At 64.4% G+C, this 24,227-nt stretch carries 20 protein-coding genes; 10 read left to right on the top strand and 10 right to left on the bottom strand.

Going from position 1 to position 24,227, the window contains the following annotated elements:
- Positions 1-127: 127 nt before the first annotated feature.
- Positions 128-1,474: a glutamate--tRNA ligase gene (gltX, locus tag GA0071312_RS06310; RefSeq protein ID WP_074444021.1), complete on the bottom strand. Its 1,347-nt coding sequence runs from the start codon at positions 1,472-1,474 to the stop codon at positions 128-130.
- A gap of 181 nt (positions 1,475-1,655) precedes the next feature.
- Between gltX and GA0071312_RS06305 the strand changes: the two genes are divergently transcribed.
- The 5 genes from GA0071312_RS06305 to GA0071312_RS06285 all read left to right on the top strand — a co-directional run bounded on the left by GA0071312_RS06305 (position 1,656) and on the right by GA0071312_RS06285 (position 6,501).
- On the top strand, positions 1,656-2,195 hold the full coding sequence (locus tag GA0071312_RS06305; RefSeq protein WP_074444020.1) for a DUF1499 domain-containing protein: 540 nt from the start codon (positions 1,656-1,658) through the stop codon (positions 2,193-2,195).
- Between the two features lie 368 nt (positions 2,196-2,563).
- Positions 2,564-3,559, top strand: coding sequence for an LLM class flavin-dependent oxidoreductase (locus GA0071312_RS06300; protein ID WP_074444288.1), 996 nt, complete (start codon positions 2,564-2,566; stop codon positions 3,557-3,559).
- A gap of 136 nt (positions 3,560-3,695) precedes the next feature.
- Positions 3,696-3,914: a hypothetical protein gene (locus GA0071312_RS06295; RefSeq protein WP_074444019.1), complete on the top strand. Its 219-nt coding sequence runs from the start codon at positions 3,696-3,698 to the stop codon at positions 3,912-3,914.
- A 136-nt stretch (positions 3,915-4,050) separates the two neighbouring features.
- Positions 4,051-5,814: an L-arabinonate dehydratase gene (gene araD, locus GA0071312_RS06290; RefSeq protein WP_074444018.1), complete on the top strand. Its 1,764-nt coding sequence runs from the start codon at positions 4,051-4,053 to the stop codon at positions 5,812-5,814.
- Between the two features lie 39 nt (positions 5,815-5,853).
- Complete coding sequence (locus tag GA0071312_RS06285; RefSeq protein WP_074444017.1) at positions 5,854-6,501, top strand: DsbA family oxidoreductase; 648 nt, start codon at positions 5,854-5,856, stop codon at positions 6,499-6,501.
- A gap of 272 nt (positions 6,502-6,773) precedes the next feature.
- Here the strand turns inward: GA0071312_RS06285 and GA0071312_RS19895 are convergent, their stop codons facing one another.
- The 4 genes from GA0071312_RS19895 to GA0071312_RS06265 all read right to left on the bottom strand — a co-directional run bounded on the left by GA0071312_RS19895 (position 6,774) and on the right by GA0071312_RS06265 (position 11,287).
- Positions 6,774-7,700, bottom strand: coding sequence for a hypothetical protein (locus GA0071312_RS19895; protein ID WP_074444016.1), 927 nt, complete (start codon positions 7,698-7,700; stop codon positions 6,774-6,776).
- Positions 7,701-7,963: 263 nt separating this feature from the next.
- The gene (locus tag GA0071312_RS06275; RefSeq protein WP_131817720.1) at positions 7,964-8,530 is read right to left on the bottom strand and encodes a hypothetical protein; all 567 of its coding nucleotides are present in this window, start codon (positions 8,528-8,530) and stop codon (positions 7,964-7,966) included.
- Positions 8,531-9,165: 635 nt separating this feature from the next.
- On the bottom strand, positions 9,166-10,719 hold the full coding sequence (locus GA0071312_RS06270; RefSeq protein ID WP_074444014.1) for an L-lactate permease: 1,554 nt from the start codon (positions 10,717-10,719) through the stop codon (positions 9,166-9,168).
- A 106-nt stretch (positions 10,720-10,825) separates the two neighbouring features.
- A complete protein-coding gene (locus tag GA0071312_RS06265; protein ID WP_074444013.1) occupies positions 10,826-11,287 on the bottom strand; it encodes an Lrp/AsnC family transcriptional regulator in 462 nt (153 codons plus the stop codon).
- Positions 11,288-11,418: 131 nt separating this feature from the next.
- Between GA0071312_RS06265 and GA0071312_RS06260 the strand changes: the two genes are divergently transcribed.
- Positions 11,419-12,657 carry an APC family permease gene (locus GA0071312_RS06260; RefSeq protein WP_074444012.1) on the top strand — a complete coding sequence of 413 codons (1,239 nt, stop codon included), beginning with the start codon at positions 11,419-11,421 and terminating at the stop codon, positions 12,655-12,657.
- Between the two features lie 54 nt (positions 12,658-12,711).
- On the opposite strand, the gene GA0071312_RS06255 is transcribed toward GA0071312_RS06260, so the two are convergent.
- Positions 12,712-13,368, bottom strand: coding sequence for a DUF502 domain-containing protein (locus tag GA0071312_RS06255; protein ID WP_074444011.1), 657 nt, complete (start codon positions 13,366-13,368; stop codon positions 12,712-12,714).
- A gap of 77 nt (positions 13,369-13,445) precedes the next feature.
- Between GA0071312_RS06255 and GA0071312_RS06250 the strand changes: the two genes are divergently transcribed.
- On the top strand, positions 13,446-15,170 hold the full coding sequence (locus tag GA0071312_RS06250; RefSeq protein ID WP_165603964.1) for a Na/Pi cotransporter family protein: 1,725 nt from the start codon (positions 13,446-13,448) through the stop codon (positions 15,168-15,170).
- A gap of 30 nt (positions 15,171-15,200) precedes the next feature.
- Here GA0071312_RS06250 and GA0071312_RS06245 read toward each other — a convergent pair whose 3' ends face one another.
- From GA0071312_RS06245 to GA0071312_RS06230, 4 genes are all read right to left on the bottom strand, one after another.
- Complete coding sequence (locus GA0071312_RS06245; RefSeq protein WP_074444009.1) at positions 15,201-16,730, bottom strand: sugar ABC transporter ATP-binding protein; 1,530 nt, start codon at positions 16,728-16,730, stop codon at positions 15,201-15,203.
- On the bottom strand, positions 16,727-17,830 hold the full coding sequence (locus GA0071312_RS06240; RefSeq protein ID WP_238947110.1) for an ABC transporter permease: 1,104 nt from the start codon (positions 17,828-17,830) through the stop codon (positions 16,727-16,729). The genes GA0071312_RS06245 and GA0071312_RS06240 overlap by 4 nt, the downstream gene beginning before the upstream one ends.
- Positions 17,831-17,890: 60 nt before the next feature.
- A complete protein-coding gene (locus tag GA0071312_RS06235; protein ID WP_074444008.1) occupies positions 17,891-18,865 on the bottom strand; it encodes an ABC transporter permease in 975 nt (324 codons plus the stop codon).
- A 146-nt stretch (positions 18,866-19,011) separates the two neighbouring features.
- Positions 19,012-19,953: a sugar ABC transporter substrate-binding protein gene (locus GA0071312_RS06230; RefSeq protein ID WP_083204346.1), complete on the bottom strand. Its 942-nt coding sequence runs from the start codon at positions 19,951-19,953 to the stop codon at positions 19,012-19,014.
- A gap of 359 nt (positions 19,954-20,312) precedes the next feature.
- Here GA0071312_RS06230 and GA0071312_RS06225 point away from each other — a divergent pair, with 359 nt between their 5' ends.
- The 3 genes from GA0071312_RS06225 (at position 20,313) to GA0071312_RS06215 (ending at position 24,210) form a co-directional block, all read left to right on the top strand.
- The gene (locus tag GA0071312_RS06225; RefSeq protein WP_238947109.1) at positions 20,313-22,025 is read left to right on the top strand and encodes an extracellular solute-binding protein; all 1,713 of its coding nucleotides are present in this window, start codon (positions 20,313-20,315) and stop codon (positions 22,023-22,025) included.
- Positions 22,007-22,816 (top strand): SDR family NAD(P)-dependent oxidoreductase, encoded by an 810-nt coding sequence (locus tag GA0071312_RS06220; protein ID WP_074444007.1) that lies wholly within the window; start codon positions 22,007-22,009, stop codon positions 22,814-22,816. The genes GA0071312_RS06225 and GA0071312_RS06220 overlap by 19 nt, the downstream gene beginning before the upstream one ends.
- Positions 22,817-22,911: 95 nt before the next feature.
- Positions 22,912-24,210, top strand: coding sequence for a M24 family metallopeptidase (locus GA0071312_RS06215; RefSeq protein WP_074444006.1), 1,299 nt, complete (start codon positions 22,912-22,914; stop codon positions 24,208-24,210).
- The last annotated feature ends 17 nt before the right edge of the window (positions 24,211-24,227 follow it).

The following is a 24,227-nucleotide window of genomic DNA, read 5'->3' as shown; positions in this document are numbered from 1 at the left end:
CTTAATTGCTTCGGTTAAAATTGTGTTTGATTGCGCATAAACGCAGCCATGCTGAACGAATTCTTGCGATGATCAGATAACCCGCCGAATCATCTTTAACAGCTGATGAAGATGATCCGGCGGATCGTCACGCGGATTGCCCGGCGAGACGCGCCACGATCTTTTCACGACCGATCAGGGGCAGGAGCGGGCCGAGTTCGGGGCCGTGATCGCGCCCGGTCAGGGCGAGGCGCAGCGGCATGAACAGGGCGCGGCCCCTGGCACCGGTCTCCTGCTTGAGCGCCTTCGTCCAGGCCGACCAGGTCTCACCATCGGGTGCCCCCTCGGGCAGGAGCCGCGCGGCGGTCTCACAGAAGACGGCATCCGCAATCACCGGCGTGACCGGACCGGCCACGACCGGCCACCACTCCGCCGCCTCGGGCAGACGCGTCAGGTTCTTGCGAACCGCCTCCCAGAAGGCCGCACCGCCGCCGATGCCGAGCGCTTCGAGGCGCGGGCGCGCCGTGTCGTAGGGCATTTCGTGGACGATACGGGCATTCAGACTTTCGAGTTCGTGCTCATCGAATTTCGCCGGGGCGCGTGAGATGCCGGAATAATCGAGCAGCCCTGCCAGCGCATCGAGATCAGCCACCGGGCGCACCGCCTCGGAAGTGCCGACCAGCACCGCGAGCGCCGCGACCGCCATCGGCTCGTAACCGGCTTCGCGCAGGGCGGAGAGCGAGAGGTGGCCGAGCCGCTTGGAGAGTCCCTCCCCCGAGGCGGTGGTGAGCAGGTTGTGATGGCCGAAGGCCGGCACTGTTGCGCCGAGCAGTTCGAAGAGCTGGATCTGTACGGCGGTGTTGGTCACATGATCCTCGCCGCGAATGATATGCGTCACGCCGAGATCCGCGTCGTCAGCCACCGATGGCAGCGTATAGAGATAGGTGCCATCCGCCCGGATCAGCACCGGGTCAGAGAGGGAAGCGCAATCGATGCGGCTTTCGCCGCGCACCAGATCGTCCCAGACGACCACGCGCGCATCAAGCTTGAAGCGCCAATGCGGCTTGCGGCCTTCCGCCTCAAGCGCGGCCCGCGCAGCAGCATCGAGATCGAGGGCGGCGCGGTCATAGACCGGCGGCAGCCCGCGCGCGAGCTGGCGCTTGCGCTTGAATTCGAGCTCGTCGGGCGTCTCGTAGCAGGGATAGAGCCGGCCCATGGCGCGCAGCCTGTCGGCGACCGCGTCATACAGGGCAAAGCGCTCCGATTGCCGCACGGTGATATCCGGCACGATGCCGAGCCAGGCGAGATCGGCGCTGATCGCCTGGGCGTATTCCGCGCGCGAGCGCTCGCGATCGGTATCGTCGAAGCGCAGGATGAAGCTCCCGCCGTGGCGGCGGGCATGCAGCGCGTTCATCAGGGCGGTGCGGGCATTGCCGATATGGATCAGCCCCGTCGGCGAGGGGGCGAAGCGGAGTTTGGGAGCAGTTGCGGACATGCGATCTGGCCTGGCGGTTGCGCTTGTGGGTGTATGCCGGCGCGCACCGAAGCAGCGCGCGCCTTCTCTCTACGCGACTTTTGCCGTTTACGCGATTTTTGCGGCAGCCCCTAATCCGAAGCGCGGATTTTCTGGTAGAAAGTCACGGCAACTCACGGCCCCGGAGGCGACCCTGCGTATCATGCTCATTGCTTCGATCATTCTCGCCCTGCTCGCGGGCGGATTTGCTTTCATGCTCTGGCGCGGCGCGGAGCCCGGCGGCATCGACGATGCCTATGCCCGGATCTTTGGCCCGCCGGATCTCGGCAGCGTCGATTTCGAGCATCTCACCCGGCGCAGTTCTCCCAACGACGCGCTCGCCTGCCATCCCGATATCTGCGGCGACACGCAAGTCGATTTCGTCACACCGCTCTATCCGGTGCCGGGGGCGCGCCTGCGCGAGATCGTGCGCGCGGTCGCTCTGGAACAGCCGCGTACGCAACTGGTCTATTCGGCCCGCTGGGAGGAGGAGGAACGTTTCGTGGTGCGCTCCGCCTTGATGCGCTACCCCGATACGGTGGTCGCGCGCGTCTATGGGGCGGGTCCGGGACAAGCGATGCTGGGGCTGTATTCGCGCAGCCAGATCGGCCATTCGGATCTCGGCGCGAACCGCGCCCGCCTGGAGCGCTGGCTCGCCGCGATCAGTGACCGGGTTGACGCAGAGGAACCAACGGCTGACTGAACCTGCTCAGGAAAGGTTTGACCGGCGGGGCGTGGCGTTGAGGAGGCCAATCACACGCGCCCGCCGGTCAGGCCCAAGAAACCCAGGAGATGCGGCGGACCTGAGCATCAAGGGCATGGCTGCACCCACAATCTCGGGGTGATCCATATGGTTTTATTAAAAATATCTTAAATTGGGGCAGAGGCAATGCTTTCCTCCAAAACTGCGGATTTTCGGTCTGTTTAGGTTAAGGCTTAAGCTTGCCGGCGGGGAGTGATCGGGCCACATGCGCTGGGCCCGTCCAAAAGGCGATTGCGGCAATGCCCTTTGCCATCCCGCTCGTGCAGATGCACACTCGGCAAAAGCGTCAGCCAGAGGGAGATGCGCGCATGACCCGTCTGTCGGTTCTCGATCTCGCCCCGATCAGCCAAGGCGAGGATGCCGGCACGGCGCTGGCGCGGACCCGCGAGCTCGCCATCCATGCCGAGGCGCTCGGCTATCAGCGTTACTGGCTGGCCGAGCACCACAACATGCCGGGCATCGCCAGTGCCGCGACGGCGATCGTGATCGCCGACATTGCCCGTGCGACGCGCACCATACGCGTCGGCGCCGGCGGGATCATGCTGCCGAACCACGCGCCCCTCGTGGTGGCCGAGCAGTTCGGCACGCTGGCCAGCCTGTTTCCCGGTCGCATCGATCTGGGCCTCGGGCGCGCACCGGGCACCGATCAGGCGACGGCACAGGCGCTGCGCCGCCATCTCAGCGGGGACGCGTATCAATTCCCCGACGATGTCGTCGAGCTGATGCATTATTTCGACGCGCTGCAGCCCGGCCAGAAGGTCCGGGCCATTCCCGGTGCGGGTCTCGACGTGCCTGTCTGGATCCTCGGATCGAGCCTGTTCGGCGCGCAGCTCGCGGCGATGCTCGGCCTGCCCTATGCCTTCGCATCGCATTTCGCGCCCGCCCAGATGATGGACGCGATCAGGGTCTATCGCGACCGCTTCCAACCCTCGCGCCATCTCGCGAAGCCCCATGTGATGCTCGGACTGAACGTCTTCGCCGCCGACGATGACGCGACGGCGCGTTATCTGATGTCATCGCGCCAGCAGGCTTTCGTGGCCCTGCGCTACGGGCGCCCGGGGCCCCTTCCCCCGCCCGTTGACGATTACGAAGCCGGTCTCGGCCCCGCCGAGCGCGCCCTGCTCGACGGTCTCGCGCCCGGCACCGTCTGCGGCGGACCGGAGACCGTCCGCGCGGGCATCGACGCCTTCATCGCCCGCACCGGTGCCGACGAGATCATGGTGACCGCGCAGATCTTCGACCAGGCGGCGCGGCTACGCTCCTTCGAGATCACTGCGCAGGAACACGCCGCGCTGGCGGCGTGAGGCCGCCGGTGCCGTTCGAAGCGCTTAAGGACGACTACGCAGCGACCTTTCGTCACCTCGGCTTCGCGGGCAGGCGCGCGCTAGGCGTGTGCGCCAGATATGGACAAACGTCATCCTGCGAACGGAGTTATCCCCCATGGTCCTGCGCGCCCTCTACTGGATCCCGATCTTCGGCTGGCTCCTGCGCGATGCCGTTCATGGCGATACGCTTTCGCGCATTCTCTTCGTGGTGAACCTGCTTGTGCTCTGGGCGCTGGCAGTGATGATCTTCGGCTATGCCGCGATCATCATCCCCGCATTGCTGTTGACGCCGACCATCCTCGCGATCATCGTGGTCTTTACCCTCGGAAGATGACACCGGCATCGGCGTGAATCCGGAAGACGGGTTTGCGTGCCTGCGCCTTGCGCGTTCAGATGCCGCCGCGCACCCTCCGGAAAAACAGCGTGAGCCGCCATCATCCTGCTCGCGCATTTCCCGGAGGAAGACGATCATGGCGCAGGATACGGCTCGCGAAGACACGCCCCGCAAAACCGCGAAGAAATCCCCGGAAGAGCTGCGCAGCCACCGCTGGTACGGCGTCGATGACCTGCGCGCCTTCGGGCACCGCTCGCGCGCGCTGCAGATGGGCTATGACCACCAGGATTTCATGGGCAAGCCGATCATCGGCATCATCAACACCTGGAGCGACATCAATCCCTGCCACGCCCATTTCAGGGTGCGCGTCGAGGATGTGAAGCGCGGCATCTGGCAGGCCGGGGGTTTCCCCATCGAGCTGCCGGCGATCTCGCTCTCCGAGCCCTTCCAGAAACCCTCCACCATGCTCTACCGCAATCTGCTCGCCATGGAGACGGAAGAACTCCTGCGCTCCTATCCGATCGACGGCGCGGTGCTGATGGGCGGCTGCGACAAGACCACGCCGGCCACCGTGATGGGCGCGATCTCGATGAACCTGCCCTTCGTCTTCATGCCGGCGGGCCCGATGATGCGGGGCCATTATGCCGGCACCATCCTCGGCTCCGGCTCCGACACCTGGAAATACTGGGCCGAGCGCGAGGCGGGCAACATCGATGCGCAGGAATGGAAAGAGATCGAGGCGGGTATCGCGCGCTCCCACGGCACCTGCATGACCATGGGCACGGCCTCGACCATGACCTCGATCACCGAGGCGCTCGGCCTGACGCTGCCCGGTGCGAGCTCGATCCCCGCTGCGGATGCTGCGCATCCGCGCATGGCCTCTTCCTGCGGACGGCGGATCGTCGAGATGGTCTGGGATGATCTCAAGCCGTCGGACATCCTCACCCGCAAATCCGTCGAGAACGCGCTCTACGTGCATAATGCGCTGGCCGGTTCGACCAATGCGATGATCCATCTCGTGGCCATGGCGCGCCGGGCGGATGTGCCGATCTCGCTGCAGGATTTCGACGATTACGCGCAGAAAGTCCCCGTGATCGCCAATCTGCGCCCCTCCGGCGCCTGGCTGATGGAGGATTTCCACATTGCCGGCGGGATCCGCGCGCTGCTCAAGCGGCTCGAGGGCGTGCTGCATCTCGATGCGCTGACGGTGGCCGGAATCAGCATGGGCGAGGCGATCGCCGATGCGCGCGTCTATGACGACGACGTCATCCGCCCGCTCGACAACCCGATCTCCTCGTCGGGCGGCACGGCCATCCTCTACGGCAATCTCGCCCCCAAGGGCTGCGTGATGAAGCCCCCGGCAGCCGAGCCACACCTGCTCCAGCATACCGGGCCGGCGCTTGTCTTCGACAACTACGCGCAGATGAAGAAGGCGGTCGCCGATCCCGATCTCGACGTCACCGCCGATCATATCATGGTGCTGCGCCATGCCGGCCCGATCGGCGGGCCGGGCATGCCGGAATGGGGCATGCTGCCGATCCCCAAAAAACTGCTCAAACAGGGCGTGCGCGACATGCTGCGAATCTCCGATGCACGCATGTCCGGCACCAGCTACGGGGCCTGCATCCTGCATGTCGCGCCGGAAGCCGCCATCGGCGGGCCGCTTGCTGCATTGCGCACGGGTGACATGATCACCGTGGATGTGCACAATAGGCGAATCGATGTGGCTTTGAGCGATGCCGAAATCGCGGATCGTCTCAAAGGCTACGTGCCGCCGCCGCGGGATTATCCTCGCGGCTATTACAAGATGTACACGCAGCACATCGCCCAGGCGGATACCGGTTGCGACTTCGACTTCCTGGAGGGAAGTGGCGGCATACCGGAGCCAGAAATCAACTGACGAACACCTCTGCCGGATGCGGAGGAAGGAGCGAAAAGCATGTCCGAGCCCCTGCGCATCACCGTGATCTCAGACGTCATCTGCCCCTGGTGCTATCTGGGCAAGCGACGTCTGGAGAGCGCTCTGGAGGAAAGCGGCGTCGCAGCGACCGTCTCCTGGCTGCCCTTCGAGCTCAACCCGGACATGCCCGAGGAGGGCATGCCGCGCGCTGATTACCGCGCTCAGAAATTCGGTGAGGAGAAGGGCGCCGAGCTCGATGCCGAGATGAAACAGCGCGGCGATGCGGAGGGTGTGCATTTCGCCTTCGAGAAGCTGGTGCACACACCCAATACCCGCCGCGCCCACATGCTGGTGGCGCAGGCCTCCGATACGGGTCTCGGCGACGATCTCACCGAGGCACTGTTTCGCGCCTATTTCGAGGAAGGCGCCGATGTGGGCGATCCGCAGGTGCTGATCAATATCGGCGAACAGATCGGCCTCGATCCCGAACTCGCGGGCGAGGTCATCCGCAGCGAGGCGATCTCGGATGCGGTGGCGACGATGGAGAGCCGCGCGGCGGAAGTCGGCGTGACGGGTGTTCCGTTCTTCATCATCAACGAAAAATACGCCGTCTCCGGCGCCCAGCCCAAGGAAGCCTGGCTGGAATTCTTCGAGAAGCTGCAATCGGAAGAAGACCCCGCCGGCTGATCCGCAGGCAAAGCCAGCGGGCGCCGCTCGGCGCGTATGCGAAAGCTGATTTCCCATACGCGCCGACGGCGCCTCTTTCCCTCTGGCAGGTCGCATCCCGAGCGAAATATCGTCTGCGGACCACATTGCTACCCTAGCGACCCGGCGCGCGATGTCGCGCGCATTTCATGGGCAATCGCGCCCAAATTCCGCGCATACGGGCCGATCAGCGGGCATGGCCGGGCACGACGGGTTCCGTCACCCGGCCCGACTCCGTCAGGTCGCAACGCGCTCTATCCTGAACGCCCGGCAGTGCGTGGTTCGGACGCAGCCGGTTTGCCGGCGCCATCATCGAAAATCTGGTCCTGATCGTCGCCGGGATCGCCCTGCTGCGGACGGCTCGGCGCGGGCGCGGCCGTTGCCGGCGTGGTGCGCGGACGCACGGTCTGATTCTGACGCGGTGCGGACGCGCCCTGCGCGGCGGGATTCTGCCTGGACGCCGACGGAGCCGGTCGGGCAGCGGCTTCGGGCGCAGCCGCTGCCCGATTGCCCGCCGCCGATCCGTTCTGCGGGAGGGATGCACTTTGTGCTGCTGGCTTGTGCGTCGCTTGCGCATGCAACTGCGCCGGCACCTGATTCGTCAGATCACTGATCCCGCGTCCGGAGCCTTGATGTCCGGATCCATGGCGTCCGGAACGGGTCTCGAGATGATCGAGCAGCGATTCGAGCGCAGCATTCTGGATCGCGCCGTCATGCGCCGCAGGTTTGCGCCCGAGCGCCACCTGGCGCGGTTCGCAGGTTTCCTCATCACCCAGTTCGTTCCCGAACCATAATGGGGGGCGAAAGCCGCCAGCCTGCATCGAATCGGCGAAGTGCAACAGGATGAACGCGCAGGGAAGCGGTGAGACGAAGCGCAGGATCTCGATATCGAGGCCACCGCCACCCTCGAAGGGCATGCGCTCATAGACGACGCGTCCGGCGCAGACATCCATCAGCACCTCGCCCTGTGCCCGCGATACCTCCGTGCGCTCTTCGGAAACCCCGCCATCGGGCAGCAGATCCTGCAATATCAGCGTGCAGGCCTCCCCCTCGAGCCGCAGAAAGGAGCGCCTGTCCGACTGATCCGGAAAATGCCCTTCGACAACAGGCATGGCGGGCCGCTCCCGCCCGATCAGGCGGGCGAAACCGGGGGCAAGACGGAAACGTCTCGTGAGTGTCATGAATACCTCGACTCGTCAGAGCTGACACGGCGATGAACCCGAATCATCGCCGCGCTGCCGCCGCAGAAGCGCGCAGCTTCGCCATGACAATGTCGAGAAAGCGGCAGGGTTCGATCCGGATTCCTGCAAATCCGCCGCGCGGCAATACAATGTGGACAATTGTTTCAAACCGGGAGGCGGCGATCCAATGCCCCGGGCCCGCAACGCCGGGCGCGATGGCGCGTAAAAGCCTTACCGACCGGCAGGAATCACAGGCCGCGCCTTCACTCTTCCTCGCGAGAGGCAGGCAGCGCGTCGTCGAGGAATGCCTCGCCATCGATTCCGGAAATCTGCCCGTCCTGAGCGCCGGCGCGCGGCTCGGCATCATCCGGGCTCGCCTTCACCAGCCGCAGGATCTCGACGGCGACCTGCCAGGGCAGCGGCTGGGCGATGCGCAGAAAGGCGCGCCCGTCGCCGAGATCCTCGATCTGGACCTCCTGCGTGTCGTTGCCCGCCTCGGCGCCGCGCGGGACATGGGAATGGGAATGGGAATGGGCCTGCGTCGTCAGGAGCTCATCCGTATCGATGCCGAGCACCTTGCTCAGCGCTTCGACATGAGTCATCCGGCGCGGCAGGCTGCGGCCCTTGGCATAGGACCAGACGCTGACATCGCTGATACGCGCCCCCGGTGGCAGATGCTCCTGTGCCCGCCGCGCGGTTTCCTTGTAGGTAAGGCCACTGCGCTTGATGGCGCTCCAGAGGCGCTCGGCGAAAACATCCTTGTCGATCGGCAATGTCCGCTCCTTGACCGGCTTGGCGGACGTGGCGGGCGACAGAGAACGACGTTGCATCACGAATTCCTCACGAAAATGTGACCGTCCGGCAAGCCATTTGATGCCCCGAACCGGAACACCCGCTCCGGCAAGACATTCGCCCCGCATGCCATCCGGCCCTGATATGCAAAACAGCCCCGGTATCAGCCCTTCAAGATGATCGCCACCCGTCCTGAAGCCGACGCGGCATCGCCACGGCACCCCGATGCGGACGCCACCATCCACGTTTCCCCCGAATCAATAGCGGGAGCAACGAAGGTGATTATTATCTCTGATAGTTAATCAAATGTGAACACCCAAAACTTCCAAAAGACAGCGATAGTCGAATTTTGTTAAAATCCGTTTACCTTCGAATTTTCGAAACCGCAATTGCAGGCATGGAGGCATACATTCTGAAACGATTTCTTGAAACAGGCAGGATAAGCGCCACCAAGACTTGCGGCTGCATCTCGCCACCAGGCTGTTTCAGGAAGTGGCGCGGCAGGAGAGCGAAAAATGTTGCAAATCGAAACACGCGCTCAAGCCGGGCCGATTTCACATTTCAGAGCGCCTTTTGAATCAACACCACATGACTATCTATGGTTACCTGATACAATAATAATTGTAAACTGCTTTGTCGGCGAACCGACATGGGTTTCTTCCTGAAAAGCGCCTCAGCCGACGAGGATCAACGTGACGACGCCGCCGAGCGCGGCATAGACCACCGCCGGCATCAGCGTGGCACGCAACACATCGCCCTCCCGTCCGCGCAGCCCCACCGTCGCGCCGCCGGCGATGATGTTGTGCGGGCAGGCCATGTTGCCGAGAGCCGCGCCGAAGGATTGCGCCGCGAGCATGATCACCGCCGGCAGATCGAGGCTGCGCGCGCTCGCCATCTGGAATTCGCTGAGCAGGATGTTCGATGCCGTGGCAGAACCCGTGACGAAGGTCCCCAGTCCGCCCACCCCCGCCGCGAAGAGCGGCCAGATCGGCCCGGTGCGCGCAACCGCCTCGGCCAGCGTGTCGATCATCTGCGCATGCACCATCAGCCGCGAGATCGCGAGCATGGCCAAAAGCGCCACGACGACGGGGGCGAGCCGCCGCGCGGCTGCACCGGCGGCTGAGAGCAGGTCGTGGAGCCTGCGCCCTTGCAGCAATGCGCCGAGGATGAAGCCGGTCATCAGCATGGTGCCGGGGTGGTAGAGATATTCGAACCGCCCGGAAAACCCGCCAGGCAGGCTCCAGGCAAGGCTGAATGCCCGCAACATCTCCGTCAAGGGGACGATCATGCGGCTTGCAAGGATCAGCCCGACGATGACGAGATAGGGCGCAGCCGCGTGCAGCAGCGCCTTCGCGCCGGGCCGCTCGCTTGCATTTCCGCCCCCGCTTTCGGCCCTCTTTGCGCCATCATCCGCTGCCGCCTCGTCAGCACGCTCCAGCCCGAGGCGCTTGAGCGCGAAGACGAAGATCACGGCCCCGATCGCCGCGCCGGCGAAAGTCGGCAATTCCGGCCCGACGGCAAAGGCGATCAGCGCGGCGGGGGCGAGGAAGCACAACGCGGCCAGCGCCGCGAGCGCGCTGTCGCGCATGACGAAGCGCCCGTCATCGGCGACGCGCATCAGCAGCACCACGAGCACGGCGCCGACGAGCAGATGCATCAGCCCGGTCCATTGCCCGATCGCCTGCGCGGAGATGCCGGTGAGATCGGCCTGCGCGACGATCGGCGTCCCCACCGCCCCGAAGGACACCCCCGCCGCATGGCCGATCAGCGCCAGCGTCACCGCCTTGAGCGGCGCGAATCCGAGGCTTACCAGCAAGGGCGCCGCAAGCGCCACCGGCGTGCCGAACCCCGCCGCGCCTTCCATGAAAAGAGCAAAGAACCAGGCGATCAGCAGGACCTGCACCCGGCGATCCGTCGAGACGGAAGCCAGCCCGGCGCGGATCACGTCGAAGGCGCCGGAGCGCTTCTGGATCTCGTAGACGCACAAGGCGGGAAAGATGATCCACAGGATCGTCGCCGCCGTGAATCCCGCCTCGGCAAAGGCGAAGACCCCCGCCCGCGCGGGGCCGATCTCGCCGAGCACCGCATCGCCGTAACCGAAACCGAGATAGGCGACGCCGAGCGCCACCGCGAGCCCGGCCAGGCCCGCCCGCGCCGCCGGCCAGCGCAGACCGAGCATCAGGGCGATGATCAGCGCCAGCGGCGCGGCGGCGAGCAGGGCAGGCATGAACGGGCGAGACTCCGGTGATCAGGCATCCGGTCTGTGCAACGCACAAAGCCTTACACCCGATCCACCGGCGTCGCCTCGGGATTCATCCGGATATGCCCCCGCGTCAGCGCTTCCACCAACGCAGGACATGCGCCGTGCGGATTTCGAGAACATCGGGATGGCGCGAAAGCCGTGCCCGCAGCCGCTCCGCATCCTCGGCATTCACGGCCTGCGCAATGACGACCATGTCGCGATCACCGGTGACCGACCAGCATTGCACCAGTTCGGGCCATGCCTTGATCTCCTGAAAGAGCAGGGAGCAGGTATTCTGCCGCAGGTTGAGGGTGAACATCACCTGCGGCGGCTCCGCGCTCGCCCGCGCTTCATCGTGCGTTTCGATGGTGAAGCGGCTGATCACGCCCCGCGCCACAAGCCGCGTTATCCGATTGTGAACGGTCTGGCGCGAAACACCGAGAAGCGCCGCAAGTTCCGACAGAGGCCTGCGCGAATCCTGCGCGAGAAAGGCCAGCAAGCGCCGATCCGTGTCGCTTAATGCCTCGTCGATCGCCATCACCATCCCCTGCATCGGAAGCTCTCGCTTTAGCGATCTGTCAAAAGCCGGTCAAATCGCAAGATTGTAATCAAACGCACCCGCAATCATCGTTTTCCCGATCGCGGCACTGGCCGCGCCGATGACCGACTCATCCCGGAAACTCCATGTCCGATCTGAAACAGACCCTCGGCATTTTTCGCGGCACCGGCATGATGCTCAACATCGTGCTGGGTGCCGGCTTGCTCACGCTTCCGGGGCTGGCTTATCGTGAACTCGGTGCAGAGGCGGTCTGGATCTGGCTCGCTTGCGGGGGTGCCGCGATTCCGCTTCTCGTCGTCTTTGCCATGATTGGCCGGCTCTATCCCGATGCAGGCGGAATTCCGGCCCTTGCAGGACGCATCTTCGGTCATCGCGCCTATGTGATGAGCACCTTCCTCTTCTTCGGGGCCGTCGCCCTCGGCTTGCCGGCGATCGCGATAACGGGCGGATATTACGCATCCGCGTTTATCGACCTCTCCCCCTACCTGCTGGCCGCCCTTCTTCTCGTTGCCGCCGCGCTCGTCAATCTGCTCTCGGCGGAACTGGCCGGACGCGTCGGCGGGGTCATCGCTTCGATGCTGATCGCGGTCCTCTTCGCGCTCGTCGTTTTCGGCTTCGTCGCCGTCGGGACCGGCAGCGAGGACCGCGCGATCGCCGGGCCGGCATTGCAGCACGACATGACGACCTATGCAGCCGTCTTCATGATGGTGTTCTTCGCCTTTACGGGCTGGGAGGTCGCCGCGCATCTCTCGGAGGAGTTCAAGCGCCCGGCCCGCGATTTTCCGCTCGCCATGGCTTTTTCCTTCGTGATCGCCATCGCATTCTATCTCGCACTCGCGATCATCATCGCAGGAAGCGACATCTCCGATCACTTCGAAGCCCCGTTCGCCGCGCTTTTCGCCGATCATTACGGGGAATATGCCGGGCTGCTCGTTGCCGCCGTCGCGGTCCTTCTGATCTTCGCCAATCTCTCCGCGGCAGTGTGGGCGGTGTCGCGCATGGTGCTGTCGACTGCGCGTTCCGGACTGTTGCCGGCGCGCCTCGCTGCGACGACGAACGGTACGCCTCTGCGCAGCGTCCTCGTGGTGGTGATCACGCTTCTCACGGCCATCGCGCTCGCAGCATACGATCTTCTGCCGCTCGGTGACCTGCTCGCCTATGCCGGTCAGAATTTCCTGATCCTGTACGGGATCGCCGCCCTCGTTCTGCTCTTCGCCGTCACGGATTGGCGTATACGCGGCGCGGCGCTCGTGGCGATCACCACGGTGCTCGCGGTGATGGCGCTGCGCGATCCGCTCGCGATGCTCTATCCCGCCGCCCTCGTCATCCTCGGCGCCCTCGTCCCGCGTCCCGCGCCCGCGTGACCGCGCCGCCCCGCAGGCGGTAATGCCCCTGCAGATGCGGGGCCGCGCGCGCGCTCACACCCGATCCACCGGCCTCGCCTCGGGATTCATCCGGATATGCCCCGGCGTCAGCGCGCCGCCGGAGACGATGAAGGCCATGGCGTCATTGGCGCTCCAGTCGAGCCAGACGAGACGCTGGAAGGGGACGATCTCGACATAGCCGGAGGTGGGGTTGGGGGTGGTCGGCACATAGACGGCGGCGACTTCCTCGCCGGTATCACTCGCCGTGAAGGTCGCGGTGACGAAGCCGATGGCGCGCATGTCGCGGGAGGGGAATTCGATCAATACGACCCGCTGGCGCACCTTGGGATCGTGCTGGAGCGAGTTCATCAGGGTGCGGGTGGCCTTGTACACGGTCTTGGCCAGCGGGACGTATTCCATGATCTTGTCGACGTAATAGAGCATCTTTCGCCCTACCACCGCATTGGCGAGGATGCCCAGCAGATACAGGGTGATCAGAACGAGGATCAGCGCCATGGTCGACTGGAACCACCAGGCCATCAAAAGGTCACTGAGAAACGCGTTATCCGTACGGATGCGCCGTGCGAAGGTATTCACCGTCGGCTTGCCGGCTCCGATCAAGAGATCGACGAGATAGCTCATCACGACGAAGGTGAACCAGAGCGGGATAATCGCGAGCAGCCCGGCGACGATGTTGCGGCGAAAGCGCATAATGGCGTCATGCCCTCCTGAGGCGATTCGGAATTCGTGGCAGTTTACGCGGATCGCCCGTAAAGGCGATGATCACTTTGGGGAAAGCAGACCATGGCGAGGTGGCGTTGACGGTATCGGCATTGATGGGGCTGCTCGGCGGGATCGGGCTCTTCCTCCTCGGCATGAGCGCGATGACGAACGGGCTGCGCCAGGGCGCGGGATCATCGCTGCGCGGCATCCTCACGCGCTCGACGGCGACACGCCTGCGCGGGCTTGCAGCGGGTTTCTCGATCACCGCCATCGCGCAATCCTCCACAGCCGTCACGATCGCCACGATCGGCTTCGTCAATGCGGGCCTCCTCAACCTGCCACAGGCGGTCTGGGTTGTGTTCGGCGCCAATCTCGGCACCACCTCGACCAGCTGGCTGATCTCGCTGGTGGGCGTGAACCTGCGCATCGACGCCCTCGCCCTGCCCGCCATCGGCATCGGCGCGATGCTGCGCCTCGTCGCCCGCGAGCGCCGGGCCGGGTCGCTCGGCGAAGCCCTGGCCGGATTCGGTCTCTTCTTTCTCGGCATCGTCATCCTGAAGGATACGTTCGGCACCATTGCCGAGACCATCGATATCTCCCGATTCATCATTCCGGGCTTTGCCGGCACGCTGATCTTCGTCGGCATCGGTTTCATCATCACCCAGCTCACCCAGAGTTCGAGCGCCTCCATCGCCATTGCAATAACGGCGGCAAGCGGGGGATTGTTCGGCCTGAAGCCCGCAGCCGCCCTCGTCATCGGCGCCAATCTCGGCACCACCTCGACGGCGCTCATCGCCTCGATCGGCGCGACGGCCCCGGCGCGGCGGGTGGCGCTGGCGCATGTGATCTTCAATCTGATCGTTGCCACAATCGCGATCATCGCCCTGCCCCTGCTCATCGCCTTGACCACCACGTTGAGCGACTGGACGGGCGCCGATCTCGACGGCGCACGCATCGGCGGCATCGACGTCGCGGCGGCCATCGCCATCTTCCATACGCTGGTGAAGGCGATCGGCGTTCTCGTGGTCTGGCCGATCGCCACGCCGCTCGTCGGCTGGCTGGAAACACGCTATCGCTCTGCGGATGAAGACCTCGCCCGCCCGCGCCACCTCGATCCGACCGCACGCGCCGTGCCCGATCTCGCCCTCGGCAGCATCGCGCTGGAAATCCGCCGGCTCGGAACCATTACCTCGGATGCCGCGCGCGTGATGCTGGCCGAGGCGGGTGATCTGCAAGACCGGGCGCGCGCGCAAGGACATTTCGAGGCCGCCGACCGGCTGATCGGCGCGATCCGCGATTTCATCGCGCGGCTGCGTCTCTCGGGCATGGCGCCACATCTCGCGGACGGGTTGAGCCATGCGCTGCGCGCGCTGCAGCATTATCAGATTCTGGCCGATCTCGCTGCGCAGGCGCGCCCGACGGACCTTTCCCGCCCGGGCCTGCCGCCAGAGATCCGGGCAGCCCTGGCCGCCTATCGCGACAATCTCGTCGCGACCCTCGCGGGCCCCGCCGCCGACGAACCGGAATGCGGCACCGGTTCGGCACAGGCCGATGCGGAGCGTGTCGAGAGCGCCTATCAGCAGATGAAGAGCGCGCTTCTGGTCTCGGCGGCGCAGGGCGCCATCGACCCGATCACCCTCGACCGCCTCGTCACCGCCATCGACCGCTTGCGCCGCTGCGGTGAACACGCCGCCAAGGCCCGACGCCGCCTCGCGCTGGTCGAGAAGAACCTCACGGATGGAGGAAGGCCGCCTGTCGCGCAGGCAACCCGCGATGCGGTGGCGGAATAGACGACGGACCGGCGCAATGTCTGATGCGCATTACGCTTCGGCCGGTGCGGCGATGCCGGATATGGCCTGGACGAGGGAATCCTCGGTGACCTCCGCAGCGGTGAATTCGCGGGTGATGCGCCCGTGATACATCGCCACGATCCGGTCGGAGACACGCAGGATCTCAGGCATTTCCGAGCTGATCACGATCACCGCATAGCCCTGGGCGGCAAGTTCGCGCAACAGGGTGTGGATCTCGGATTTCGACCCGACATCGATGCCGCGCGTCGGCTCGTCCACGATCAGCACGCGGGGCTGCATCGAGAGCCATTTGCCGATGACGATCTTCTGCTGGTTGCCGCCCGACAGAACGCCCACCGGCTGGCGCCAGCTCGGTGTCTTGATGGCGAGCCGGTCGCGATACTGGTCGAAGATCGCGATCTCGGCGCCGGAGGAGACGAAGGGGCCCGCCGTGAGATCCTGCACCTGCGGCAGGGTCATGTTGTCGCGACAGCTCATCTGCAGGACGAGCCCCTGCTCCTTGCGGTTTTCCGGAACCAGCGAGATGCCGAGGGCAATGGCCTGCTCGGGCGAGCCGATGGCAACCTCCTTGCCGTCGATCAGAATCGCCCCCGAGGCGCAGTTGCGCAGGCCGAACAAGGCCTCGGCGATCGCCGTGCGCCCGGCACCGACGAGCCCGTAGAAGCCGACGACTTCCCCGGCACGCACCGAGAACGAGACGTCCTCGAAATACGGTTCGCAGGTCAGATTGCGCACGGCGAGCACCGTCTCGCCCGCCTTCACCGGCGTCGATTCGCGAGACAGATCGAGGCTGCGCCCGATCATCAGCCGCGTGACCTCATCCTCATTCGTCAACGCCGTCTCGAGCGTGCCGCGATACTGGCCGTCACGCAGCACGGTGATGCGGTCCGACAGGGTGAAGATCTCGTCCATCCGGTGCGAGATATAGACGATCCCCACGCCCTGCGCCTTGAGATCATGGATGATGTCGAACAGAACCACCTTCTCGGCATCGGTGAGCGAGGCGGTCGGCTCGTCGAAGACCACGACCCGCGCATCGACGGTGAGGGCGCGGGCAATCTCGACCATCTGCTGGTTGGCGATGGAGAGCTGCGCCACGGTCGCATCGCTGCGGAACTTGCAGCGCAACCGCTCCAGAATCGCGTCGGAGCGCGCGTAGAGCCTCCGCCAGTCGACCCGACCGAAGGATTGGCGCGGCAATTCGCCGAGATAGATGTTCTCCGCCGCCGACATTTCCGGCACGAGGCTGAGTTCCTGGTGGATCAGCACCACACCCTCTTGCTTGGCCTCGAGCGGCGTCGTCATCCGCACCTCTCGTCCGCCGATGACGATCCGGCCTTCATCGGGCTGGTACATGCCCGCGAGCACCTTCATCAGTGTCGATTTGCCCGCTCCGTTCTCGCCCAGCAGCGCGTGGACCTCGCCGGGCATGACCTCGAAATCGACCCCGTCGAGGGCGCGCACACCCGGAAAGGTCTTGACGATTCCCGCGAGCCGCAGGGCGGGCACGGCGGGTTCACGTTGCAACGCATCCGTCATAGGCGCAGCCCTCCATCGGCGGTGCGGTTGAAGCGTTTGTCGAGGAACAGGACGGCGATCAGGATGCTGCCCAGGATGACGTAGACATAGAAAGCCGGGACCTGCATCAGGTTCATGCCGTTGCGCAGGATGCCGATGGCGAGCACGCCGCCGAGCGTCCCGATGATATCCCCCTTGCCGCCGGTGAGTTTGGTGCCGCCGAGCACGACTGCGGTGATCACCCAGAGCTCGTAATCACGGCCCAGATTGGGCGTCGCCGCGCCCATCTGCGTCGAGAGCATCACACCCGACAGGGCGGCGAAGAAGCCGATGATCATGAAATTGAGCATCATGTGCGGGCCGACCCGGATCCCGGCATTGACCGCCGCCTCGCGATTGCCACCCACCGCATAGGTGTTGCGGCCATGGACGGTGCGCGCGAGCAGAAGATGCACGGCCAGCGTACAGAGCACGAAGATCAAGGCCAGTACCGGCAGCGGTCCGATCGACAGGGCGGAGAAATCCGAATAGGCGAAATTCATCGCATAGAAGGATTGTTCACCGGTATAGACGAAGACCAGCCCGCGAATGCCCAGCATCGCGCCGAGCGTCACGATGAAGGCATCGACACCGGTCTTCCAGACGATGAAGCCGTTGAGTGCCCCCAATGTGATGCCTGCCAGAAGGGCGAGGCACACGGCGGGCAGGATCTGCCAGTTGCCCCAGCTCGCGAAGACGGCCCAGCTCTGCACATCCACTGCGAAAGCGGCGGCGAGGGCGAGGGTGGCGCCGACGGAGAGATCGATATTGCCGTTGATCATCACCAGCGTCATGCCCAGCGCGATCAGCCCGATGGTCGAGGTCTGGACGAGGATGTTCTGGACGTTGCGGTAATCGAAGAAGTGATCCGATGCGAGGCTGAAGAAGACCAGCACGATCAGCACAAAACCCCAGATCGGGTTGTGCACAAACCAGCGCAGGACCGGGTTGTCAAGCAACGGCCTGACGCGTTTGGACACGCCGACGGGGAGCGTCTCGGCCAATCCCTGCGGAAGCGGTGGCGCGGCGGGGCCATCGTCCTGCATCGGTCGGTTCTGCTTGACTGTGTCTGGCGGTGTCATCGACGGATCTCCCGGGCGAATTCGGTTTTCTTGCGCAAGGATTTGCGAGATCGACCACCACTACGCGATCGGTGAGAGCAGGCGACCGCGCTTGGCCGCCACATCGAGCCAGACGGCGATGATGATCACGGCCCAGGTGACGAGCCATTGCGTGTAATAGGGCTGCCCCATCAGGATCAGGCCGTTCTGGATGAAGGCCAGCATCAGGACGCCCAGCACCGTGCGCAGCACGCTGCCGGCTCCACCCAGAAGCGAGGTTCCGCCGAGGATCACGGCGGCAAGCACCTGCAATTCATAGCCCTGGCCGACATTGTTCTGCGAGCCCATCACCCGGCTGCCCAGCATGATCGCCGCGACGCCCACGCACAGGGCCGAGATCAGATAGGTGGCGAAGACAACGCGCGAACGGGGAATGCCGGAAAAGGTCGAGGCGGTGGGATTGCCGCCCACGGCATAGACGCGCCGCCCGAACGGCGTCGTCGTCATGATCATGTGGAAGAACAGCGCCATCACACCGAATATCACGATCGGCGTGGCGATCCCGAACACCGCGCCGCGTCCGAACACCGCAAACCATGTGCCCTGCTGATCGGCGATATCGACATTCTGCCCGCCGCTATAGATCAGGACGAGGCCCTGGATCACCGAGAGCATGCCAAGCGTGACGATCAGGGAATTGAGCCGCAATATGCCCACGAGGAACCCGTTGACGGCGCCGAGGCACAGGGTGGCCAGCAGCATCGCGGGAATGGCCAGTTCCGGCCCGATCTTGTCGTGCAGATCCACGACCAGCACCGTGGCGAAGGAGAGCATGGAGCCGACGGAGAGATCAAGATTGCCGCCGATCACCACGATGGTGACGCCCAGTGCCATCACGCCGATAATGGCCGATTGCCGGAAGACCGACATGAGATTGTCGGCGGTCATGAACCGGTCCGACATGAAGGTGAAGGCGATCATGAATATGATGAAGGCAATGAGGATACCCTGCCGCGCGACGGCAGGCCCTCCCGCCTTGAGGCGGTCCAGCAGCATCTGTTCCCTCCCGGGATGTTCGGGCGTTTTTTACCCTTGTTACGCACCGGGGCGATGATAACACGCCCCGGTGCGAAATCCTGCATTCCTGCATCGCGAAGACCGGAAGCCTGCAGCTTTTAGATGTCGCGCGCCGAACCGCCGCGTCAGAAGACGGGACGGTCGAACTCGTCCATGTTCTCCTGCGTGATCTTGGGCGTGTCGAAATAGTTGAGCTTGGGCACATCCTCGCCGGCGAGCACGTCGAGTGCCGTCTGGAGGGCGGCTTCCGCGTCATCGACCGGGGACTGATAGACCGAGCCCCAGTATTCGCCCTGCGCCATGGCATCGTAACCGACTGCGAAATTGGTGGCGCCGATGAACACCATGCCCTCGGCCCGGTCTGCGGCGAGCGCGGCATTGAGCGCACCCACGCCCATGTTGTCGTCGCCGGAATAGACACCGTCGATATCGTCGAAGCGGGTCAGGAAGGTTTCCATGGTGCGCTGGGCGCGTTCGCGGTTCCAGTCACCGGGCTGGATGTCGAGCTGGACGACATCGGGGCACATCTCGGCGAGGCGGTCATCAAATCCCTGCTGGCGTTCGATCGCAGTGGTGTAGCCGGGCATGCCGGTGATCTGCACGATCTCACCCTCCCCATCCAGGGCATCACACATCATCTCGGCGGAGTAGATGCCCTGCTGGATGTTGTTGGGGCCGGAAAAGGCGGCGATGAATTCCATGCCCGCCTCCGCGATGTTCGAATTGGTCACGACGACCGGAATACCCTCGCGATGGGCGTTGCGCACAGCCGGGACCAGAGCCTGACCGTCCGTCGGCCAGACGATGATGGCATCGACCTGCTGCTGGATCAGGTCCTGCATCTGACTGATCTGGCGCGCCACGTCGCCGCCGGCGTCGAGAACGATGACCTCGACATCGGGATTGGCGTCCGCAGCAGCGATGAAGGCCTGCTCATAGGTCGTCTGATAGCTGTCGATACCGACATTGTTCTGGGTGATACCGATCCGCACCGTGTCGGCAGAGGCAGCGGTCGCAAGCGCGAGCGTGCCGCAACCGGCAAGCAAAAGGCGCATCGTATTGGTCATGGTGTTCCTCCCGAAAAGGTTCTGTGGCGCCCCTCGCTCAGCGCCTTGTTGGTCGGCACTCTGGCATCAATGGGGCAGATTTGCAGCATCGCCATGCTGTCGCGCTCCGCCAGGAAGCAACATAGCGGAGTTATTCAAAATGAATATTCTTCAGATCATTTTGAACATTTTTGACCTATTATCCGATGGTCGTTCTGGACAATTTGAGAGGCACAGCAATGCAGACGCGCCGCGACAATGCCACGCCGACCGCATTTCACCGAAAGACGACAGACGTGAAGATGGAAAATATCCGTAATGAAAGTTTTGTCAGGGCGCCCGCTCCCATCGAGGGAATCGCGGCCACCGGGCAGGCTTCGTTGCCGGATGTTCTCGGCTTCGTCGAAGCGCTGACGGCGGAGATCGATACCACGCTGGAGATCGGCGAGCCCAACCCGCATCTGAACATGGTCACCGCGCTCCTCAAAGCGCATTTCAGCGGCAAGACCGTGACCGCCACCACGCTGATCGCGGCTTCCGGTGTGCCCTATGCGACGGCGCGACGCAAGCTTGCCCAGCTGCTCGATGCCGGGCTGATCGAGCAGCGTGCGCGCACCCGATCCGGACGCTCCTTCTCGCTGCATCCGACCCTTCGCCTGATGACGAACTGGCGCCAGTTCTGCGACCGGTTGCTGCGGCTCTGCGCCGAGATCCCGGGCGCCACCGCGCCGGGGAGCGAGGAATATTATTTCGGCGCATCCTATGTGCCGGCAAGCCACACCATCGCACCGCCGCAGGTTCTGCCCGAACCGCTGACGCTGGGCGGCGGCTTGCGCATTCTGGTGCACAGTGATCCGACCTTCATGGTAATGGACAATCTCAAGCGCCAGTTCGAGCAGATCATCGGCACCAATATCAGCCAGCGCGCCTTCTCGATCGATCGCCTGCGCGCCGAAGCGCTGCGCAATGCCGAACGGCGCACCAGCAAATACGACATCATCGCCGTCGATCTGCCCTGGATCGGCGAATTCGCCGAAGCCGGCGTGCTCGCCCCCCTCGATACCTGCCTCGCAACCGATCGGCTCGACCCGCCGGATTTTCACACGGCGGGCTGGATGGCGGCGCATTGGGGCGGAAGGCCTTACGGCGTACCGAGCCAGACCACGCCCGAACTGCTGTTTTACCGCACGGATCTGTTCGCGGAAGCCGGGCTCCCCCCGCCGCATACGACGGATGCGGTTATCGCGGCGGCGCGCCACTTCCACGCGCCGCATCTGGGGCGCTACGGCATTGCCTGGAATGCGGCGCGCGGCACGGCGCTCGGCCATCAGTTCCTGATGACCTGCGCCGATTTCGGCCAGCCCGTGATCAATCTCGATCCGATCGCCGGCGGCTTTGCCGCCGATGTCGCGGCGCGCAGCGATATCGTCCCCACGATCGACACGGCACTCGGGCTCGAAGCCTGCGCATATCTGCGCGCCCTGCTCGAATATTCACCGCCCGACATCCTGTCGATGTCCTGGTACGAGCGCATCAGGCCCTATGCCGCCGGGACGATTCCCATGGCCTACGGCTATACGCTGCTCGCCCCCTATTTCGAGCGTGACCCCGCCTCCCCGGCTTTCGGCAAGACCGGCTACCTGCCGCATCCCGCTGGGCCGAAAGGGCGCCCGGTCGCGCCGGTCGGCGGCTATGCGATGGGCATCCCCGCCAATATCGCCCCCGAGCGCCGCGCGGCTGCGGTCGAAGCGCTGATCGCCTTCACCTCCCCCGAGGCGCAGAAACTCTACGTGCTCAACGGCAGCCGCACCGCGCCGCGTTATTCGGTGGGCGCCGATCCGGAAGTGCGCGGCATGTCGCCGATCTTCGAGGCGGTCGATGCCATGTCGCTGCGCGACGAACTGCAATACTGGCCGCGCCCCCCGATTCCGGAAATCGCCGCGATCATCGAGATCTGCGGCCAGGAAATCCACGACATGCTGCGCGGCATCATCACGCCGCGCATCGCCCTGCAACGCGCCCAGTCACGGGCGGAAGACGCCTTGAAACAATCAAGAATGCTGAGGAGGACGCCATGGATACCGCCCGCCTGAAAGGCAAGAACATCCTGATCACCGGAGCCGCGCAGGGTATGGGCGCACAGAATGCGCGTCATTTCGCTGCGCAGGGCGCCAATCTCTGTCTCGGCGACGTCAATGCCGAGGGCGTCGCGGCGGTCGCCGAGGAGATCAACGCGTCCGGTAACGGCAAGGCGGTCGCGGTCAAGCTCGACGTCACCTCCCGCGCCGAAAACGCGGCGGCGGTGAAAGCCTGCGTCGACGCTTTCGGCTCGATCAACGTGGCCCTGCTCAATGCCGGCGTGAACAAGCCGCGCATGTTCATGGATATCGACGAGGACAACTGGGACACGATCATGGACATCAACGCCAAGGGCGTTCTTCTGGGCATGCAGGAAGCTGCGCGCCAGATGATCGCGCAGGGCCCGATGCCCGATCAGCCCTACAAGATCATCCCCGTGGGCTCGATCGTCTCGCGCACCGCCTTTCTCGACGTGATTCCCTATTCCTGCTCGAAATACGCGGTTCTCGCCATGATCATCGGCGGCGCCAAGGCCTTGTGGGAGCACAAGATCACCGTCAACGGCTACGGGCCGGGCGTGGTGCGCACCGAATTGTGGGAGCAGCTCGACAAGGATCTGGTCAAGATCGGCATGTTCGAGAAGGAAGGCCAGTCCATGGATCATCTGGCCAGCACCATGATCACCATGAAGCGCTACAGCTACCCGGAAGACGTGCAGGGCACCGCCGCCTTCCTGTGTTCCAGCGACAGTGACTACATGACCGGCCAGCTCATCATGATCGATGGCGGCATGATCATGCAGTAGGCCGCCGGGCCCGTACCGGCCCGCGCCGCACATTTTTTCTGAAAATCCGATCACCCGATACCGGCGCCCGACCGCCGACGCTGAGGATCTGTCTCATGTCACGCGCTCTTCTGCCCAATCTCCTGACCCCGCAGGATCTCGAACCGCACTGGAAATGGGAAGGACGCCTTCCCGCCTGGGGGCATACCTCGGTCGATTTCGAACGCCGCATCGACCATGACCGCCTGCGCCGCTACCGGCTGGCACGCACCCGACAGGCGCTGCAGGCCTCGCAGGCCGGAACGCTCCTGCTCTTCGACGTCAACAATATCCGCTATGTCAGCGCCACCAAGATCGGCGAATGGGAACGCGACAAGATGTGCCGTTTCTGTCTGCTGACCGGCGATGACGCCCCCTATGTCTGGGATTTCGGCTCTGCCGCCATGCATCACAAGAAGTATTCGGACTGGCTGGTGCCCGAGCATTGCCGCGCCGGCGTGGTCGGCATGCGCGGCACGATCCCGCCGGAATTCGGCCTGATGCGCAAATATGCCCGCGAGATTGCCGGGCTGATCCGCGATGCCGGCATGGCCGACATGCCGGTGGGCGTCGATTATGCCGAGACCGCCATGTTCCATGCCCTTCAGGAAGAAGGCCTCAAGGTCGTCGACGGACAGCAAGTCATGCTCGCGGCCCGCGAGATCAAGAACTGGGACGAGATCCAGCTCCTGACCCAGGCGGCCAGCATGGTCGACGGCGTCTATCACATGATCTACGAGGAGCTGAAACCGGGCATCCGCGAGAACGACATCGTCGCCCTGTCGAACAAGATGCTCTACGAGATGGGCAGTGACGACGTCGAGGCGATCAACGCCATATCCGGCGAGCGCTGCAATCCGCATCCGCACAATTTCACTGACCGCTATTTCCGTCCCGGCGACCAGGCCTTCTTCGATATCCTGCAGAGCTATCAGGGCTATCGCACCTGCTACTACCGCACCTTCAATATCGGGCGCGCAACGCCGGCCCAGAACGACGCCTATGTCAAGGCGCGTGAATGGATCGATGCCTCGATCGCCATGATCAGGCCCGGCGTCAGCACCGACAAGGTCGCCGCCGTCTGGCCGAAGGCAGAGGATTTCGGCTTCCCCAACGAGGATGCCGCCTTCGGCCTGCAATTCGGCCACGGGCTCGGCCTCGCCCTGCACGAACGCCCGATCATTTCCCGCGCGGTCAGCATGGATCATCCGATGGAGATCCAGACCGGCATGGTCTTCGCGCTCGAGACCTATTGCCCGGCCACCGACGGTTATTCAGCCGCGCGGATCGAGGAAGAGGTCGTGGTCACGGATACCGGCTGCGAGGTGATCAGCCTGTTCCCGGCTGAAGATCTGCCCATCGCCAATCGCTACTGAAGCCACGCCCCACAGGA

Source organism: Saliniramus fredricksonii (genome assembly GCF_900094735.1).
GTDB lineage: Bacteria > Pseudomonadota > Alphaproteobacteria > Rhizobiales > Beijerinckiaceae > Saliniramus > Saliniramus fredricksonii.
This window is presented reverse-complemented; position numbering and strand designations above follow the sequence as displayed.

Bases quoted from the DNA above. Each gene is read 5' to 3' on its own strand.
- gltX (WP_074444021.1), bottom strand. From the start codon at position 1,474: ATGTCCGCAACTGCTCCCAAACTCCGCTTCGCCCCCTCGCCGACGGGG.
- GA0071312_RS06305 (WP_074444020.1), top strand. From the start codon at position 1,656: ATGCTCATTGCTTCGATCATTCTCGCCCTGCTCGCGGGCGGATTTGCT.
- GA0071312_RS06300 (WP_074444288.1), top strand. From the start codon at position 2,564: ATGACCCGTCTGTCGGTTCTCGATCTCGCCCCGATCAGCCAAGGCGAG.
- GA0071312_RS06295 (WP_074444019.1), top strand. From the start codon at position 3,696: ATGGTCCTGCGCGCCCTCTACTGGATCCCGATCTTCGGCTGGCTCCTG.
- araD (WP_074444018.1), top strand. From the start codon at position 4,051: ATGGCGCAGGATACGGCTCGCGAAGACACGCCCCGCAAAACCGCGAAG.
- GA0071312_RS06285 (WP_074444017.1), top strand. From the start codon at position 5,854: ATGTCCGAGCCCCTGCGCATCACCGTGATCTCAGACGTCATCTGCCCC.
- GA0071312_RS19895 (WP_074444016.1), bottom strand. From the start codon at position 7,700: ATGACACTCACGAGACGTTTCCGTCTTGCCCCCGGTTTCGCCCGCCTG.
- GA0071312_RS06275 (WP_131817720.1), bottom strand. From the start codon at position 8,530: ATGCAACGTCGTTCTCTGTCGCCCGCCACGTCCGCCAAGCCGGTCAAG.
- GA0071312_RS06270 (WP_074444014.1), bottom strand. From the start codon at position 10,719: ATGCCTGCCCTGCTCGCCGCCGCGCCGCTGGCGCTGATCATCGCCCTG.
- GA0071312_RS06265 (WP_074444013.1), bottom strand. From the start codon at position 11,287: ATGCAGGGGATGGTGATGGCGATCGACGAGGCATTAAGCGACACGGAT.
- GA0071312_RS06260 (WP_074444012.1), top strand. From the start codon at position 11,419: ATGTCCGATCTGAAACAGACCCTCGGCATTTTTCGCGGCACCGGCATG.
- GA0071312_RS06255 (WP_074444011.1), bottom strand. From the start codon at position 13,368: ATGCGCTTTCGCCGCAACATCGTCGCCGGGCTGCTCGCGATTATCCCG.
- GA0071312_RS06245 (WP_074444009.1), bottom strand. From the start codon at position 16,730: ATGACGGATGCGTTGCAACGTGAACCCGCCGTGCCCGCCCTGCGGCTC.
- GA0071312_RS06240 (WP_238947110.1), bottom strand. From the start codon at position 17,830: ATGACACCGCCAGACACAGTCAAGCAGAACCGACCGATGCAGGACGAT.
- GA0071312_RS06235 (WP_074444008.1), bottom strand. From the start codon at position 18,865: ATGCTGCTGGACCGCCTCAAGGCGGGAGGGCCTGCCGTCGCGCGGCAG.
- GA0071312_RS06230 (WP_083204346.1), bottom strand. From the start codon at position 19,953: ATGACCAATACGATGCGCCTTTTGCTTGCCGGTTGCGGCACGCTCGCG.
- GA0071312_RS06220 (WP_074444007.1), top strand. From the start codon at position 22,007: ATGGATACCGCCCGCCTGAAAGGCAAGAACATCCTGATCACCGGAGCC.
- GA0071312_RS06215 (WP_074444006.1), top strand. From the start codon at position 22,912: ATGTCACGCGCTCTTCTGCCCAATCTCCTGACCCCGCAGGATCTCGAA.